This window comes from Paraburkholderia sp. UYCP14C (genome assembly GCF_004197395.1).
Classification (GTDB): Bacteria; Pseudomonadota; Gammaproteobacteria; order Burkholderiales; family Burkholderiaceae; genus Paraburkholderia.
Map to the genome: position 1 here is coordinate 135,549 of NZ_SELS01000008.1, position 14,975 is coordinate 150,523.

The 14,975-nt window shown below is 66.8% G+C and carries 15 protein-coding genes; 5 read left to right on the forward strand and 10 right to left on the reverse strand.

Translation table 11 applies throughout. The annotated features are described in order from the left end of the window. Window positions 1-38 precede the first annotated feature (38 nt). The 3 genes from tyrS (at window position 39) to EVC45_RS10065 (ending at window position 2,586) form a co-directional block, all read left to right on the forward strand. The gene (tyrS, locus tag EVC45_RS10055) at window positions 39-1,289 is read left to right on the forward strand and encodes a tyrosine--tRNA ligase (RefSeq protein ID WP_129957847.1); all 1,251 of its coding nucleotides are present in this window, start codon (window positions 39-41) and stop codon (window positions 1,287-1,289) included. Further along, entirely contained in the window at window positions 1,286-1,744 is a 459-nt protein-coding gene (dtd, locus tag EVC45_RS10060) for a D-aminoacyl-tRNA deacylase (RefSeq protein WP_129957848.1), read from the forward strand. The genes tyrS and dtd overlap by 4 nt, the downstream gene beginning before the upstream one ends. A gap of 167 nt (window positions 1,745-1,911) precedes the next feature. Beyond that, window positions 1,912-2,586: a histidine phosphatase family protein gene (locus EVC45_RS10065; RefSeq protein WP_129957849.1), complete on the forward strand. Its 675-nt coding sequence runs from the start codon at window positions 1,912-1,914 to the stop codon at window positions 2,584-2,586. Window positions 2,587-2,639: 53 nt separating this feature from the next. Here the strand turns inward: EVC45_RS10065 and EVC45_RS10070 are convergent, their stop codons facing one another. The 4 genes from EVC45_RS10070 to ruvC form a co-directional block, all read right to left on the reverse strand. Then, window positions 2,640-3,611, reverse strand: coding sequence for an oxygenase MpaB family protein (locus EVC45_RS10070; protein WP_129957850.1), 972 nt, complete (start codon window positions 3,609-3,611; stop codon window positions 2,640-2,642). Between the two features lie 23 nt (window positions 3,612-3,634). Then, window positions 3,635-4,696 (reverse strand): Holliday junction branch migration DNA helicase RuvB, encoded by a 1,062-nt coding sequence (gene ruvB, locus EVC45_RS10075; protein ID WP_129957851.1) that lies wholly within the window; start codon window positions 4,694-4,696, stop codon window positions 3,635-3,637. Between the two features lie 30 nt (window positions 4,697-4,726). Then, window positions 4,727-5,308, reverse strand: a complete 582-nt coding sequence (gene ruvA / locus EVC45_RS10080; protein ID WP_018421776.1) for a Holliday junction branch migration protein RuvA — start codon at window positions 5,306-5,308, stop codon at window positions 4,727-4,729. Window positions 5,309-5,405: 97 nt separating this feature from the next. Continuing rightward, window positions 5,406-5,948: a crossover junction endodeoxyribonuclease RuvC gene (gene ruvC, locus EVC45_RS10085; protein WP_008919621.1), complete on the reverse strand. Its 543-nt coding sequence runs from the start codon at window positions 5,946-5,948 to the stop codon at window positions 5,406-5,408. Window positions 5,949-6,077: 129 nt separating this feature from the next. Between ruvC and EVC45_RS10090 the strand changes: the two genes are divergently transcribed. After that, on the forward strand, window positions 6,078-6,317 hold the full coding sequence (locus tag EVC45_RS10090; protein WP_129957852.1) for a hypothetical protein: 240 nt from the start codon (window positions 6,078-6,080) through the stop codon (window positions 6,315-6,317). A gap of 89 nt (window positions 6,318-6,406) precedes the next feature. On the opposite strand, the gene purH is transcribed toward EVC45_RS10090, so the two are convergent. The 5 genes from purH to EVC45_RS10115 form a co-directional block, all read right to left on the reverse strand. Further along, window positions 6,407-7,972, reverse strand: coding sequence for a bifunctional phosphoribosylaminoimidazolecarboxamide formyltransferase/IMP cyclohydrolase (purH, locus tag EVC45_RS10095; protein WP_129957853.1), 1,566 nt, complete (start codon window positions 7,970-7,972; stop codon window positions 6,407-6,409). A 56-nt stretch (window positions 7,973-8,028) separates the two neighbouring features. After that, window positions 8,029-8,262, reverse strand: a complete 234-nt coding sequence (locus EVC45_RS10100; protein WP_008919619.1) for a Fis family transcriptional regulator — start codon at window positions 8,260-8,262, stop codon at window positions 8,029-8,031. Next, window positions 8,259-9,335 carry a tRNA dihydrouridine synthase DusB gene (gene dusB / locus EVC45_RS10105; RefSeq protein ID WP_129957854.1) on the reverse strand — a complete coding sequence of 359 codons (1,077 nt, stop codon included), beginning with the start codon at window positions 9,333-9,335 and terminating at the stop codon, window positions 8,259-8,261. Before dusB ends, EVC45_RS10100 begins: the two co-directional genes overlap by 4 nt. A gap of 187 nt (window positions 9,336-9,522) precedes the next feature. Beyond that, window positions 9,523-10,794, reverse strand: a complete 1,272-nt coding sequence (locus tag EVC45_RS10110; RefSeq protein WP_129957855.1) for a UbiH/UbiF/VisC/COQ6 family ubiquinone biosynthesis hydroxylase — start codon at window positions 10,792-10,794, stop codon at window positions 9,523-9,525. A 6-nt stretch (window positions 10,795-10,800) separates the two neighbouring features. Then, a complete protein-coding gene (locus EVC45_RS10115; protein ID WP_129957856.1) occupies window positions 10,801-12,231 on the reverse strand; it encodes an aminopeptidase P N-terminal domain-containing protein in 1,431 nt (476 codons plus the stop codon). 208 nt (window positions 12,232-12,439) lie between these two features. Here EVC45_RS10115 and EVC45_RS10120 point away from each other — a divergent pair, with 208 nt between their 5' ends. Next, window positions 12,440-13,054: a glutathione S-transferase C-terminal domain-containing protein gene (locus EVC45_RS10120; protein WP_129957857.1), complete on the forward strand. Its 615-nt coding sequence runs from the start codon at window positions 12,440-12,442 to the stop codon at window positions 13,052-13,054. 139 nt (window positions 13,055-13,193) lie between these two features. Here EVC45_RS10120 and lnt read toward each other — a convergent pair whose 3' ends face one another. Then, window positions 13,194-14,945, reverse strand: a complete 1,752-nt coding sequence (gene lnt, locus EVC45_RS10125) for an apolipoprotein N-acyltransferase (RefSeq protein WP_129957858.1) — start codon at window positions 14,943-14,945, stop codon at window positions 13,194-13,196. Window positions 14,946-14,975: the final 30 nt, after the last annotated feature.

A 14,975-nucleotide genomic window follows, 5' to 3' on the forward strand; every position in this document is an offset into this window, starting at 1 on the left:
GGGACAATCCTGTTTTTTCGCGACTTCACGTTTCCAGCATGAGCACCGAGTCCACCCAGCCCAATCCCGCTTCCGCCTTCCCGATCACCGACGAAGTCCGTCACGCGCTCGCCGTGACCAAGCGCGGCGTCGACGAACTGCTGATCGAAGACGAATTCGCGCAAAAACTCGCGCGCAGCGCGGCGACGGCCAAGCCGCTGCGCATCAAGCTCGGGCTTGATCCGACCGCGCCCGACATTCACATCGGCCACACGGTCGTGCTGAACAAGATGCGCCAGTTGCAGGACCTCGGCCACACGGTGATTTTCCTGATCGGCGATTTCACGTCGCTGATCGGCGATCCGTCCGGACGCAACGCGACCCGCCCGCCGCTCACGCGCGAGCAGATCGAATCGAACGCGAAGACCTACTTCGAGCAGGCCGCGCTCGTGCTCGATCGCGACAAGACCGAGATCCGCTACAACAGCGAATGGTCGATGCCGCTCGGCGCCGACGGCATGATCAAGCTCGCGTCGCGCTACACGGTCGCGCGCATTCTCGAGCGCGAGGACTTCACGAAGCGCTTCCAGGGCGGCGTGCCGATCTCGATTCACGAATTCCTGTACCCGCTGATGCAGGGCTACGACTCGGTCGCGCTGAACGCGGACCTCGAACTCGGCGGCACGGACCAGAAGTTCAACCTGCTGGTCGGTCGCGAGTTGCAGAAGCAGTACGGCCAGGAGCAGCAGTGCATCCTGACGATGCCGCTGCTCGAAGGGCTCGACGGCGTCGAGAAGATGTCGAAGTCGAAGAACAACTACATCGGCATCAGCGAAAAGCCGACCGACATGTTCGGCAAGCTGATGAGCATTTCCGACACGCTGATGTGGCGTTACTTCGAACTGCTGTCGTTCCGTCCGCTGGACGAAATCGCCGGCTTCAGGCGCGAGGCCGACGCAGGTCGCAATCCGCGCGACTTCAAGGTGATGCTCGGCCAGGAAATCGTCGCGCGTTTCCACTCGCAGGCGGACGCCGAGCGCGCGCTCGAGGACTTCAATCATCGCGCGAAGGGCGGCGTGCCCGACGATATCCCGACGGTGACGCTCGCAGGCGCACCGCTCGCGATCGGCCAGTTGCTGAAGCAGGCGAACCTCGTGCCGTCGACGAGCGAGGCGCTGCGCAACATCGAGCAGGGCGGCGTGAAGATCGACGGCACCACGGTGTCCGACAAGGGCCTGAAGGTCGAGGCGGGCGAGTACGTCGTGCAGGTCGGCAAGCGCCGCTTCGCGCGCGTGACGCTGACGGCGTGATCGCGCTGATCCAACGCGTGCGGCGCGCCGAAGTGCGCGTCGCCGATCGCGTGACCGGCGCGATCGACGCGGGCCTGCTCGCGCTCGTCTGCGCGGAGCGCGGCGACACCGAGGCCGCGGCAGACAAGCTGCTCGCCAAGGTGCTCGGCTACCGCGTGTTCAGCGACGCGGCCGGCAAGATGAACCTGTCGGTGCAGAATCTCGACGGCGCCGGACGCGCGGGCGGCCTGCTGCTCGTGTCGCAGTTCACGCTCGCCGCCGATACCAACAGCGGCCTGCGCCCGAGCTTCACGCCTGCCGCGCCGCCCGACGAGGGCAAGCGCCTGTTCGACTACTTCGTCGCGGCCGCGCGCGCAAAGCATCCGATCGTCGAGACCGGCGAATTCGGCGCGGATATGCAGGTGTCGCTCGTCAACGACGGGCCGGTCACGTTCTGGTTGCAGACCAACGCGTGATCGAGCGGCGCTGCGCGCTTGCATTGCAGACCGTTCAATCGCACCTGCGCGCGTTGGTGCGTTCCATCCCATCACGTTCAGACAGGCCTGCACCGCACCGCGAGTGCGGCGGCTGCTTTTTGCGACAATAGCCGTTCGATACCACCGGCGAACGGCACCCCTCTCTCATGACGACGCAGATCCTGTTTATCCGGCACGGCGAAACCGACTGGAACCGCATCAAGCGCATTCAAGGCCACATCGACATTCCGCTCGCGACGACGGGCATCGCGCAAGCGAAACGTCTCGCACAGCGCCTCGCCGACGAGGCGAAGCAGGGTGCGCGGCTCGATGCGATCTATTCGAGCGACCTGCAGCGCGCGCAGCAGACCGCGCAGCCGATCGGCGACGCGCTCGGGCTGCCGCTGCAGTCGCGCGAGAACTTGCGCGAGCGCTCGTACGGCGCGTTCCAGGGCCATGACAGCGACGAGATCGCGCTGCGTTTCCCCGACGAATACGCGCAGTGGCAAACCCGCGATCCCGGCTTCGCGCCGCCCGAGGGCGAGTCGCAACGCGTGTTCTACCACCGCATCGTGCATGCGATCGAGCCGCTCGTCGCCGCGCATCCGGGCGGGCGCATCGCCTGTGTCACGCATGGCGGCGTGCTCGACTGCGTGCACCGCTTTGCCACCGGTATGCCGCTCGACGCACCGCGCAATTACCCGCTGCTGAACACCAGCTTGAACATCGTGGATTATGCAGACGGTCGCGCGACGATCCTCTCGTGGGCGGACGTATCGCATCTCGACGCGGGCAGCGCCGACGATGATGGTTTCAGAAAGGGACCGGAGTCGAAGCGCTAAGCAGAAGTGTTAAGCAGAAGCGCGCGACGGACGGCCCGACAGACGCGCCGAAATCAATCCTGCTGCCGCGCCGCCGCACGCCGCCGCGCCCGCTTCGATACCCCATTGACCAGCGCCCAGCGGATCACCGGCGCGACGACCCGCACGCCGGGTCGCGCGAAGGTTCGACGCAGCGCCGCGTAGCGGCTCAAGCCGAGCATCGACTGCGCCCAGTCGGGCAGCAGATCGACCCCTGCGTTAAGCATCAGCGTGCCGGCGGGCCGCATTGCGAAACTCGGTGCCGGCGCGCTCATCAGAATCCTGACGACTTCGCGGGTGCGCTCGCTTGCAACGAGCGCGGGCCGCATCGCGAGCAGGTACGCCTCGATTTCGGCACGCGAGCGCGGAACATCGACGGCGCCTAGCATTTCCGCGATGCGCGCGGTTTCCGCGAAGTATTGATCCTGCGCGGCGACGGACAGCACCGGATTCACATAGCGCAGATGCGCGGTCATGAAGCTCGACACCTCCGCGACGTGCACCCACGTCAGCAGCGCGGGCTCGCTCGCGCGATACGACTGGCCGTCCGGCGCGACGCCGGTCACGTCGAGATGGATGCGCTTGACGCGCTCGATCAGCGCGAGCGCATCGTTCTTGCTGCCGTACGTCGTGCCGGCGATGAACGTTGCCGTGCGACGCAGCCGGCCGAGGATGTCGGTGCGAAAGCTCGAATGGTCCCAGACGCCCGCGAGCGCGAGCGGATGCAGCGCTTGTAGCAGCAGCGCGCTGATGCCCCCCGTCATCATCGACGTGAAGTCGGCGTGGACTTTCCAGCAGACCGAGTCGGGCCCGAACAGGCCCGGGTCGCCGGGCGGCGACGAGTAGTCGAGCACCGGGCCGCTGCCGGTCGTCAGATGCGTGACGCCGGCGGCGAGCTTCGAGCGCAAGCGGTGGGTGAGACGCTGCGTGAAATTGCCGGACGGGTCGCCGGCGGCATTGACAGGTGAACGGTTGGATGGGCCGGGTTGCTGGGTCTGGTCGGACATCCTGGTCGGCCTCGTCGCGTGACTCAGTTCTTGGAATCCCACAGGCCCGGCAGCGCGCTCGACGAATCCGGCGCGGCCAGTCCGAAATGCCGGTACGTGAGCAGCGTGGCGACACGGCCGCGCGGCGTGCGCTGCAGGAAGCCCTGCTGGATCAGATACGGCTCGAGCACGTCTTCGATCGTGTCGCGCTCCTCGCCGATCGCCGCCGCGAGATTGTCGACCCCGACCGGGCCGCCGTCGAACTTGTACAGGATCGCTTCGAGCAGCTTGCGGTCCATCAGGTCGAAGCCGACCGCGTCGACGTCGAGCATGCTGAGCGCGGCGTCGGCCACCTGCGCGGTGATGTTGCCGTCGGCCTTCACCTCGGCGAAGTCGCGCACGCGCCGCAACAGGCGGTTCGCGATACGCGGCGTGCCACGCGCGCGACGGGCGATCTCGAACGCGCCGTCCGGATGAATCTGCGCATGGAGCAGCGACGCCGAACGCGTGACGATGCGGGCGAGCTCCTCGGCGTTGTAGAACTCGAGCCGCGAGACGATGCCGAAGCGGTCGCGCAGCGGATTGGTCAGCATACCCGCGCGCGTGGTCGCGCCGACCAGCGTGAACGGCTGCAGATCGAGCTTCACGCTGCGCGCGGCCGGCCCTTCGCCGATCATGATGTCGATCTGATAATCCTCGAGCGCCGGGTACAGGATTTCCTCGACGACCGGCGAGAGCCGGTGGATTTCGTCGATGAACAGCACGTCGTTGGCTTCGAGATTGGTGAGCAGTGCGGCGAGGTCGCCGGCGCGTTCGAGCACCGGCCCCGACGTTTGCCGCAGATTGACGCCCATCTCGCGCGCGATGATGTGCGCGAGCGTGGTCTTGCCGAGGCCCGGCGGCCCGAACAGCAGCACGTGGTCGAGCGATTCGGAGCGCCGCTTTGCGGCCTCGATGAAGATTTCGAGCTGGCCGCGCACTTTCTCCTGCCCGACATATTCGTCGAGCTGGCGCGGCCGCAGCGCGCGCTCGAACGCTTCTTCGTTCGGCGACACGGGCGTGGCCGCGATGATGCGCTCGGCGGCGAGTTTGTCGGTTTCGATCATGCGGGCATTGTACCGCGCGCGGCCTGGCGCTTAGCCCTTCGACAGCGCCTTCAGCGCGAGCTTGATGCCCTCGGACACGCCCGTGCCGGCCGGCACGTTCTTGATCGCGGCGAGCGCTTCTTTTTCCGAGTAACCGAGCGCGAGCAGCGCGTTGAGGATGTCGGACGCGTGGTCGGATGGCGACGCGGCGCCCGCCATCGCGCCGAGGTCGGCCCCGAGCTTGCCCTTCAGTTCGAGCAGCAGCCGCTCGGCGGTCTTCTTGCCGATGCCCGGCACGCGCGTGAGGCGCGCCGCGTCCTGCATCGTGACCGTCTGCGCGAGCTCCGCGACGCTCATGCCCGACAGCACCGCAAGTGCCATGCGCGCGCCGATGCCGGAAATCTTCAACAGCTCGCGGAACGTTGCGCGTTCCTGCGCGGTGCCGAAGCCATACAGCAGATGCGCGTCCTCGCGAACGATCATCTGCGTGAGCAGCACGATGCGCTCGCCGGTCGACGGCAGGTTGTAGAACGTGCTCATCGGCACGTCCACTTCGTAGCCGACGCCGTTGCAGTCGACGAGCAGATGCGGCGGGTTTTTTTCCAGCAGAACGCCGGCAATGCGACCGATCATGGCGGATTAGGTTTTCAGAGTCGGATGGGAATGCGCGAGTGTAGCGCAGCGGCTCGGCGGCGCGAACCGCGTACCACGAGTCGGGTCATGCGGCGCGTTAGCCGACCAGGCGCCCGCGCCGCACCCGCAGACCCTTCTTCGCGAGCGCCGGTGCGATGCCGCCGAGCGTGCTCAGCGTCGAGCCGCCGTGCGCGTGGCAGATGGCCATGCCGAGCGCGTCGGCCGCGTCGGTGCCGGGCACGCCCGACAGGCTCAGCAGCCGCACCACCATCTGCTGCATTTGCTCCTTGGTCGCGCGGCCATAGCCGACCACCGATTGCTTCAGCTGCAGCGCGGTGTACTCGGCGACCGGCACGCCGCCCGCGACGAGCCCGCAGATCGCGGCGCCGCGCGCCTGGCCGAGCAGCAGTGTCGACTGCGGATTGACGTTGACGAAGACTTTTTCGATCGCCGCCTGATCCGGCGCGTGCTCGCGGATCAGCGTCGAGATGCCCGCGAAGATGGTGCCGAGTCGCGACGGCAGATCGGCGTCGGCGGTGCGGATCACGCCGCTCGCGACGTAGCGCAGTGTGTGGCCGTGTTGTTCGATCACGCCGAAGCCCGTCACGCGCAGGCCGGGGTCGATGCCGAGAATTCTCATGAGGTGCCGCACAAGCGATAAAAACCAGGTGCCTGCGATACTACAACGAACGCGCGGCGCGGCGGTCCGCTTGACGCGTGCTCAGCGGAATAAAAGCTGCTACGGCTTGGCGCAAGGAGGCGATCGAGGATGGAGCGCTACCGCAATCTCAGCGGCGACTCGGGTGTCGACGCCTACGAAATAGGCGACGATTTCATCAAGGTGCGCTTTCGGCCAGGCGTCGTGTATTGGTACACGGAGGCGAGTATCGGCGCCGGACACGTCGCAGTGCTGAAGCGTCTTGCTCGACGCGGTCAGGGGTTGGGCACGTACATTAGCCAGCATGCGCAAGTGCGGGACGGTTACGCGCGCAAGGAGCCGGACGAATAGGAACGGCGTCGCGGCAAAACAAAAGGCCCGGCGGGACAACCCGCCGGGCCTTTCTTGCAGCTACCGAACTTCAGCCGCTCAATAGCCGATCAATGACGGAAGTGACGCACGCCCGTCAGCACCATCGCGATGTTGTGCTCGTCGGCGGCCATGACCACTTCGTCGTCGCGCACCGAGCCGCCCGGCTGGATCACGCAGGTCGCGCCCGCCGCGACCACCACGTCGAGACCGTCGCGGAACGGGAAGAACGCGTCCGATGCGACCGCCGAACCCGTGAGCGTCAGGCCGGCGTTCTGCGCCTTGATGCTCGCGATACGCGCCGAGTCCACGCGGCTCATCTGGCCCGCGCCGACGCCGAGCGTCATGCCGTTCGCGCAGAACACGATCGCGTTCGACTTCACGTACTTCGCGACGCGCCACGCGAACAGCAGATCGTCCATTTCCTTCGGCGTCGGGTGACGCTTGGTGACGACGCGCAATTCGCGCGGCTGCACGTTCTTCGAGTCGAGCGATTGCACCAGCAGGCCGCCGCCGACGCGCTTCAGGTCGAACGTGTTGTGGCCTTCGCCCAGCGCGATTTCGAGCAGACGCACGTTCTGCTTTGCCGCGAATACCTGACGCGCTTCGGCGCTGAACGACGGCGCGATCAGCACTTCGACGAACTGCTTGGCGACGGCAAGCGCCGCCGCTTCGTCGACTTCGCGATTGAAAGCGATGATGCCGCCGAACGCCGAGGTCGGATCGGTCTGGAACGCCTTCGAATACGCTTCGTGCGCGTTCGCGCCGATCGCGACGCCGCACGGATTCGCGTGCTTGACGATCACGCAGGCCGGCACGTCGAAGGTCTTCACGCATTCCCACGCCGCGTCGGAGTCGGCGATGTTGTTGTACGACAGTTCCTTGCCCTGCAACTGGTTGTAGTTCGCGAGCGCGCCGGCCGGCACCGCCAGATCGCGGTAGAACGCCGCGCTCTGGTGCGGGTTTTCGCCGTAGCGCAGGTCCTGGACCTTGTCGAACGCCATGTTGAAGGTGGCCGGGTACTGGTTGCGCGACGAGTGCTGCAACTCGTCGGTCAGGCTCGTCAGGTAGTTCGTGATCGCGCCGTCGTACTGCGCGGTGTGCGCGTAGACCTTGGTCGCGAGGCGGAAATTCGTCTTGTACGACACCGTGTTGCCGTTCGCGCGCATTTCGTCGAGCACGACCGCGTAGTCGGCCGGATCGACCACCACCGTCACGTCGCGGTGATTCTTCGCGGCCGAGCGCAGCATCGTCGGGCCGCCGATGTCGATGTTCTCGATCGCGTCTTCGAGCGAGCACTCTTCCTTCGACACGGTCTGCACGAACGGGTACAGGTTCACGACCAGCAGGTCGATGGTCGGAATGTCGTGCTTCTCAAGCGCGGCCATGTGCTCGGGCAGATCGCGGCGCGCGAGGATGCCGCCGTGCACCTTCGGATGCAGCGTTTTCACGCGCCCGTCGAGCATTTCCGGGAAGCCCGTGTAGTCGGCGACTTCGGTGACGGACAGGCCCGCGTCCGCGAGCAGTTTCGCGGTGCCGCCGGTCGACAGGATCTTGATGCCGAGGTCCGACAGCGATTTGGCGAAGTCGACGATGCCGGACTTGTCGGAAACGGAGATGAGCGCTTGCTTGATCATGATGAAGACGAAAAGCCGAAGGGGAAACGTGGCAGGGCGCTAGAAACTACAACGCGCTACAGCAAACCGTGTTGTTGCAGCTTCTTGCGCAGCGTATTGCGGTTGATGCCGAGATACTCGGCGGCCAGCGACTGGTTGCCGCCGGCCTGCTCGAGCACCACTTCGAGCAAGGGTTTTTCCACGCATGAAATGACCATGTCGTAGACGTCGTGCGGATTGGAGCCGTCGAGATCCTGGAAATACACGTCCAGGCTGTCGCGGACAGATTGTTCGATATTGTTCTTGCTCATGCTGCTAGTCGGTCGGTGTTGTTCTCGTCCTGGTTGTCGAGCCCGGGGTCGCCGGGCGCTTCGTCGACGTAGACGAGGCGGTCTGAGATCGCCTTTTGCGCGTCAAAGAACTCGTTGACGGCGAGGAGTTGTTCGCGCGTGGTGTCCAGCGTATTCATGCGATGCCGGAACAGGTTGGCGCCGGAAAGGCCGCGAGTGTACCAGCCGATGTGCTTGCGCGCAGTGCGAACCCCGGTAAATTCCCCGTAAAACGCGTAGTGATCTTCCAGATGCTCGTTCATCACCTGCTGGATTTCGTCGATACGCGGCGGCGGCAGCAACTCGCCCGTTTGCAGGAAATACTCGATTTCGCGGAACAGCCACGGACGCCCCTGCGCGGCGCGTCCGATCATGATCGCGTCCGCGCCGGTCGCGGCGAGCACCTCGCGCGCCTTTTGCGGCGACGTGATGTCGCCGTTCGCGACGACCGGAATGCGCACCGCCGCTTTCACGGCGGCGATGGTTTCGTACTCGGCGTCGCCGTGATACAGGTCGGCGCGCGTGCGGCCGTGGACGGTCAGCATCGAAATGCCCGCTGCTTCGGCAAGACGCGCGACGTTCAGCGCATTCCTGTTCTCGCGATTCCAGCCGGTGCGGATTTTCAGCGTGACGGGCACCGCGTCGGGCCCGACGCCGACCGCGTTGACCACGGCCTCGACGATGCGCTGCACGAGCGGTTCGTTCTGCAGCAGCGCCGACCCGGCCGCCACGTTGCAGACCTTCTTGGCCGGGCAGCCCATGTTGATGTCGATGATCTGCGCGCCGTTCGCGACGTTGTAGCGGGCGGCCTCGGCCATCATCTCCGGGTCCGCGCCGGCGATCTGCACCGCGATCGGCTCGACTTCGCCTTCGTGGTTCGCGCGGCGCATGGTCTTTTCGCTTTTCCATAGCTGCGCGTTCGACGCGACCATTTCCGACACCGCGTAGCCCGCGCCGAGCCGTTTGCACAGCTGGCGGAACGGCCGGTCGGTCACGCCGGCCATCGGGGCGACGAACAGGTTATTGCGCAGATTGTGGGGGCCGAGAGTGGGCATGACGTGAGCGCGCGCCGACGACGGGTCAGGATTTGACAATCGTGACAGCCGGCGCAGCGCGAAATGCGAGGGAAAACCACCATTTTAGCGTTAACGGGTTGCCGGGACTCGCGAACCGAGTCTCGTAACCCGTTAAATCTTCTATGAAAGTCGCGCGACTCATAGAGCCGCGCGGCGTTTTGCGCCGCTAGCGGCGCTGGCCGAACATCATCTGACGGGCGAGCGCGGTTTTCACCGGTGGGAGGAATTCGAGCGCGGTCAGCGCGAGGCCGCGCAGTACCGCGAGCGGTGCGAAGTCGATGGTGAACAGGCGCGCGAGCGTGTCGGTCGAGCCGATCGTCAGGCGCCGGTCGAGCGCGCGGCGTTGCGCGAAGGTGGCGAGCGCGAGCGGCGTCGGACCGTCGGCCGACAGCGCATCGGCGAGCGCATGCGCGTCGCGCAAGCCCAGATTGAGGCCTTGGCCCGCCACCGGATGCAAGGTCTGCGCCGCATTGCCGATCGCGACGATGTGACCATTCACGAGCGTATCGACCGTATTGAGACCGAGCGGGAACGACGCGCGGCCCTTGATGTGCGTGAAGCGGCCCATGCGGTCGCCGAATGCGCCGTCGAGCTCGCGCAGGAACGCTTCGTCGGAGAGCTGCGTGCGGCGCGCGGCTTCGTCGGGCGCGCAGCACCAGACCAACGCGTAGTCGGCGCCGCGCACGCCGCCCATCGGCAGCAGCGCGATCGGGCCTTGCGACGTGAAGCGCTCCCACGCGACGTGCGGCTGCGGCGCGGACACGGTGACCGTGCCGACCAGCGCGGTCTGGCCATAGTCGCGCGAGCCGCCATTGTTTTTGGTGAGCTGGCGTGCGCCTTCGTCTTCATCGGAGGCGCGGCCCACGTTTTTCGCGTGCTTCTGATCGCCGAACAGCCCCCCCTCGGCGTTCACCAGAATCCGCGTGCGCAACTGGCGCGCGACGCCCGCGGTTTCGATCGGCAGCGTGACACCGTCGAGTTCCTGAACCGGCGCGCCGGCCGATGTCGAGCGGAACCAGTGGACCGGCGTCGCATGCACCGCATCGGCGAGGCCGTGCACGATCGAGCCGTAGCGCAGCACGTAGCCGAGCGCGGGCAGCCCGTGTTCGCGATGATCGATCAGCGTGCGTCCGAAATGACCGCGCTGCGACACGTGGATGCGCTCGATGGCGGTGGCGTCGGCGGGCCAGCGCAGCGGCTCGAGGATCATCCGGCTGCCGTGCGAGACCGCGATCGCGCGCGGATCGGCGATCGAGTCTTCGGGCTCGCGCGCGTCGACGAGCGCGATCTTCAGCTCGCGCGTCACGCTGCGGCGCGCGAGCCAGCCGGCGAGCGCGAGACCGACCGGCCCGGCGCCGACGATCGTCACGTCGAAATCGAATCCCGGCTGGCGGGAGGCGGGCCTCAGGATCACCGCCGATGGAGACGTTTCGTTCATCGCGGATCAGGTCCTCGCTTGATGTGACGCTTGATGGGGTGCTTCATCGGCCATCCTCGCTTCCCGCATCAGCGCCTCGATCTCGTCGGCGGCGACCGGCACGTCGCGCGTGATCAGCTCGCAGCCGGTCGGCGTGACGATCGCGTCATCCTCGATGCGGATGCCGATATTCCAGTAGCGCTCGGGCACACCCTCGGCCGGGCGGACGTACAGGCCCGGCTCGATCGTCAGCGCCATCGACGCGTGCAGCGTGCGCCACGGCAGCGCGCCCGCCTCGTCGCGCGGCGCGCCGCGTTCGCGGTAGTCGCCGCAGTCGTGCACGTCCATGCCGATCCAGTGGCCGGTGCGGTGCATGTAGAACGGCGCATAGGCGCGCTCGGCGATCACGTCGTCGACCGACGCGAACTTCGCGCGCGGCACGATGCCGGTGTCGAGCAGCCCCTGCGACAGCACGCCCAGCGCGGCCTGGTGCGGATCGTCGAAGCTCGCGCCGGCGCGCGTCGCGGCGACGGCGGCCTGCTGCGCGGCCAGCACGATGTCGTACAGCTCGCGCTGCGCCGGCGTGAAACGGCCGCTCGCCGGGAACGTGCGCGTGATGTCGGAGGCGTAGCCGTCGAGTTCGCAGGCCGCGTCGATCAGGATCAGGTCGCCGTCGCGCGCGATCGCGTTGCCGGCCGGGTAGTGCAGCACGCACGCATTCGCGCCGGCCGCGACGATCGACGTATAGGCCGGCGCCTGCGCGCCGAACTTGCGGAACGTGTAGAGCAGTTCGGCTTCGAGTTCGTACTCGCGGATACCGGGCCGGCATGCCGCCATCGCACGACGATGCGCGGCCGCTGAAATCTGTCCGGCGCGGCGCATGATCGCGAGCTCGTGGTCGTCCTTGACGAGCCGCATTTCGTCGAGCAACGGCAGCAGGTCGCGCGCGGCCGTCGGTGCGACGGTGCCGCCGCGGCCTTGCGCGCGCACCGCGTCGAGCCAGCCGCGCACCTGCTCGTCGAAATGAGCCGAGCTGCCGAGCGCATAGTGCAGCGCGGGCTTGTCGGCGATGATGCGCGGCAACTGCGTGTCGAGCTCGCCGATCGGGAACGCGGCGTCGAGGCCGAACGCGTCGCGCGCGCCGTCGGGGCCGAAGCGGAAGCCTTCCCAGGTCTCGCGCTCGATGCTTTTCTCGCGGCAGAACAGGATCGACGCGGGCGCGCCGGGCGCGGCGCTGGCATCGAGCACGAGCAGCGCTTCGGGCTCGGTGAAGCCGGTCAGATAGTAGAAGTAGCTGTCGTGGCGGTACGGGTAGTCGGCGTCGCGGTTGCGCAGCGCTTCCGGCGCGGTCGGGACGAGGGCGACGCCGCCGCCCGCGGCGCGCAGCGCGGCAAGAACGCGCTCGCGGCGCGCGCGGTAGACGTCGATGGCGATGGTGGGTTCGGTCGGCTGGTTCATCGTGCGATTGTAGCGCCGCGATTCTCCGGTCATGGTGCGCGCACTACATTGACTCGCTTTGTGCGGATTCCGACGGCGCGGCGGCCATGGCCATGTTGCAATCCGTCCACAGCGGGTCCGCGGGCAGCGCGCGAAGATGTTGACGGCAAGTTCGTGAACGCCTTGGACCACTTATACTTTCGCCGGATTCAGAAAAAGGCAGAAGGTCATGATGAAACTCATCGGTTCGTTCGGCAGCCCGTATGTGCGTAAAGCGCGCATCGTGCTCGCCGACAAGAAGATCGACTACGAACTGGTGCCCGAGAACGTCTGGGCGCCGGATACCCGGATTCACACCTTCAACCCGCTCGGCAAGGTGCCGTGTCTCGTGATGGAAGACGGCGAAGCCGTGTTCGATTCGCGCGTGATCTGCGAGTACGTCGATACGCTGTCGCCGGTCGGCAAGCTGATCCCGCAGTCGGGCCGCGAACGGGTCGAAGTGCGCTGCTGGGAAGCGCTCGCCGACGGGGTGCTCGACGCGGCCGTGCTGATCCGTCTCGAAGGCACGCAGCGCGCGCCCGAGCAGCGCGTCGACGCGTGGGTCGCGCGGCAGCAGCGCAAGATCGACGAAGCGTTGATCGCGATGTCGCAAGGGCTCGGCAGCAAGCCGTGGTGCGCGAGCAATCACTACACGCTCGCAGACATCGCGCTAGGCTGCGCGCTCGGCTATCTGGACTTCCGGATGCCGCAATTGAACTGGCGCGAAGCGCATCCGAATCTGGACAAGCACTTCCAGAAGCTGTCGCTGCGCCAGTCGTTCATCGATACGGTGCCGAAGGATTGATGAGCATCAGCGAGCGTCCGTTCAGGTTGCTGAAAGCCTGAATCGAAGCTCGCGCTCGTTGGATGAAAAAATGCGCCTGCATTGTGTCAGGCGCATTTTTTTTTTGCGGGCGGGGTTGCTTCAGGTGGGTACTCGGGCGTTACCGCTTGCCGTTGCGCCGCCGCGCGATCCCCGGTCCGAACGCGAAACCGAACGCGAGCAGCAGCAACGACACCGCCAGCACCGTGTTGTTGCCGCTCGTCACGTAAGGCGTGTTGCCCGAGGTGCCTTGTACGCTCACGTCGAGCGAGCCGACCGTGTAGGGCGTCAGGCGCCCGATCACGCGGCCGTTCGCGTCGATCGCGGCGGTCATGCCGGTATTGGTGGCGCGCAGCATCGGCCGGCCGGTTTCGAGCGAGCGCATGCGCGCGATCTGCAGATGCTGGTCGAGCGCGATCGTGTCGCCGAACCACGCGAGATTGGTCGAGTTGACCAGCACGCCGGCGGGCGTCGCGTTCTCGCGCAGCGTGCGCGCGATCTCCTCGCCGAAGATGTCCTCGTAGCAGATGTTCACCGCGACCGGCTGGTTATGCACCATGAACGGCTTCTGCACCGGCGCCCCGCGGAAGAAGTCGCCGAGCGGAATGTTCATCAGGTTCACGAACCAGCGGAAGCCCCACGGCACGAATTCGCCGAACGGCACGAGGTGGTGCTTGTCGTAGCGGTACATCTCGTGCGAGCCGGGGGTGACGCCGAACAGGCTGTTGGTGTAGTCGACCACCCGGCCTTCCGGCGTGATCGTGCCGCCGATCGCGCCGAACAGCAGCGCGCTGCCGGTCGAATCCGTGAACTGGCGGATCGCCGCCGCGAAGTTCGGCGGCAACTGCTGCGCAAGCACGGGGATCGCGGTTTCCGGCGTGACGATCAGATCGGCCGGCTTCGAGGTGATCATCTGCTGATACTCGTCGACCGCCGCGCGCATGCCGGCTTCCTCGAACTTCATCTCCTGCTTCACGTTGCCTTGCAACAGACGCACCGACAGCGGCGCGTTAGCGGGTGTGGTCCATTGCACGAGCGGCAGCAGCAGGCCGATCACCAGCAGCGCGAGCGCGACGCCGGCAGGCACGGCGATCGGGGCGACGCGCGTGCCGCGGCGTCGCGCGGCGCGGCCGTCGACGTCAGCCGCGGCGCCGGCGTTCGGATCGCGCGGTTCATTCGCAGGCCCGGAGCGCCGCGACGGCCGCAGCGCCAGCAACGCCTGCACGATCAACGCGGCCGTCAGCGCGACCATCCAGCCGACGCCATACACGCCGACCACCGGCGCAAACCCCGCCAACGGGCCATCGACCTGCGCATAACCGGTGGCGAGCCACGGAAAGCCGGTGAACACCGTGCCGCGCAGCCATTCGCCGATCGCCCACGCGCTGGCAAACGCGAGCGCGCCGTGCCAGGTCGGCGAGAACGGCGCGCGCTCGTCGGTCGCGCCGTTGCGCGCATGGCCCGCGCAGAACGACCACACCCCCGCGGCGAGCGCCGGATAGACGGCGAGATACAGCGAAAACAGCACGAGCGCGGTGCCGGCGAGCGGTGCAGGCATGCCGCCGTAGTAGTGCATGCTCACATACAGCCACCACACGCCGCTCACGAAGTTGCCGAAGCCGAACGCGCCGCCCGTCAGCGCGGCGCTTTTCCAGCCGGTGCTGCGCGTGAGCCACGCGAAAAAGAACACGAAGATCGCGAGTTGCAGCCAGCCGCCGTGCGGCGTCGGTGCGAACGACAGCGTGTTGGCCGCACCTGCGGCCAGGGCGACGAGGTAGTGCCAGCGCGGCAGCGTGCGGCTGCGCGTGCCGTCGTCGGTGGGAGCGGGGGCGCTTACGCCCCGGTGCGAACGGGAAGTGATCGGGTCGGCCATTGTTGCGCGGTCGGCGTCGGAAGTTGAAAG

Excerpts from the sequence above, each read along its gene's own strand:
- tyrS (WP_129957847.1), top strand. The coding sequence starts at position 39 with ATGAGCACCGAGTCCACCCAGCCCAATCCCGCTTCCGCCTTCCCGATC.
- EVC45_RS10065 (WP_129957849.1), top strand. The coding sequence starts at position 1,912 with ATGACGACGCAGATCCTGTTTATCCGGCACGGCGAAACCGACTGGAAC.
- EVC45_RS10070 (WP_129957850.1), bottom strand. The coding sequence starts at position 3,611 with ATGTCCGACCAGACCCAGCAACCCGGCCCATCCAACCGTTCACCTGTC.
- ruvB (WP_129957851.1), bottom strand. The coding sequence starts at position 4,696 with ATGATCGAAACCGACAAACTCGCCGCCGAGCGCATCATCGCGGCCACG.
- ruvA (WP_018421776.1), bottom strand. The coding sequence starts at position 5,308 with ATGATCGGTCGCATTGCCGGCGTTCTGCTGGAAAAAAACCCGCCGCAT.
- ruvC (WP_008919621.1), bottom strand. The coding sequence starts at position 5,948 with ATGAGAATTCTCGGCATCGACCCCGGCCTGCGCGTGACGGGCTTCGGC.
- EVC45_RS10090 (WP_129957852.1), top strand. The coding sequence starts at position 6,078 with ATGGAGCGCTACCGCAATCTCAGCGGCGACTCGGGTGTCGACGCCTAC.
- purH (WP_129957853.1), bottom strand. The coding sequence starts at position 7,972 with ATGATCAAGCAAGCGCTCATCTCCGTTTCCGACAAGTCCGGCATCGTC.
- EVC45_RS10100 (WP_008919619.1), bottom strand. The coding sequence starts at position 8,262 with ATGAGCAAGAACAATATCGAACAATCTGTCCGCGACAGCCTGGACGTG.
- dusB (WP_129957854.1), bottom strand. The coding sequence starts at position 9,335 with ATGCCCACTCTCGGCCCCCACAATCTGCGCAATAACCTGTTCGTCGCC.
- EVC45_RS10110 (WP_129957855.1), bottom strand. The coding sequence starts at position 10,794 with ATGAACGAAACGTCTCCATCGGCGGTGATCCTGAGGCCCGCCTCCCGC.
- EVC45_RS10115 (WP_129957856.1), bottom strand. The coding sequence starts at position 12,231 with ATGAACCAGCCGACCGAACCCACCATCGCCATCGACGTCTACCGCGCG.
- EVC45_RS10120 (WP_129957857.1), top strand. The coding sequence starts at position 12,440 with ATGATGAAACTCATCGGTTCGTTCGGCAGCCCGTATGTGCGTAAAGCG.
- lnt (WP_129957858.1), bottom strand. The coding sequence starts at position 14,945 with ATGGCCGACCCGATCACTTCCCGTTCGCACCGGGGCGTAAGCGCCCCC.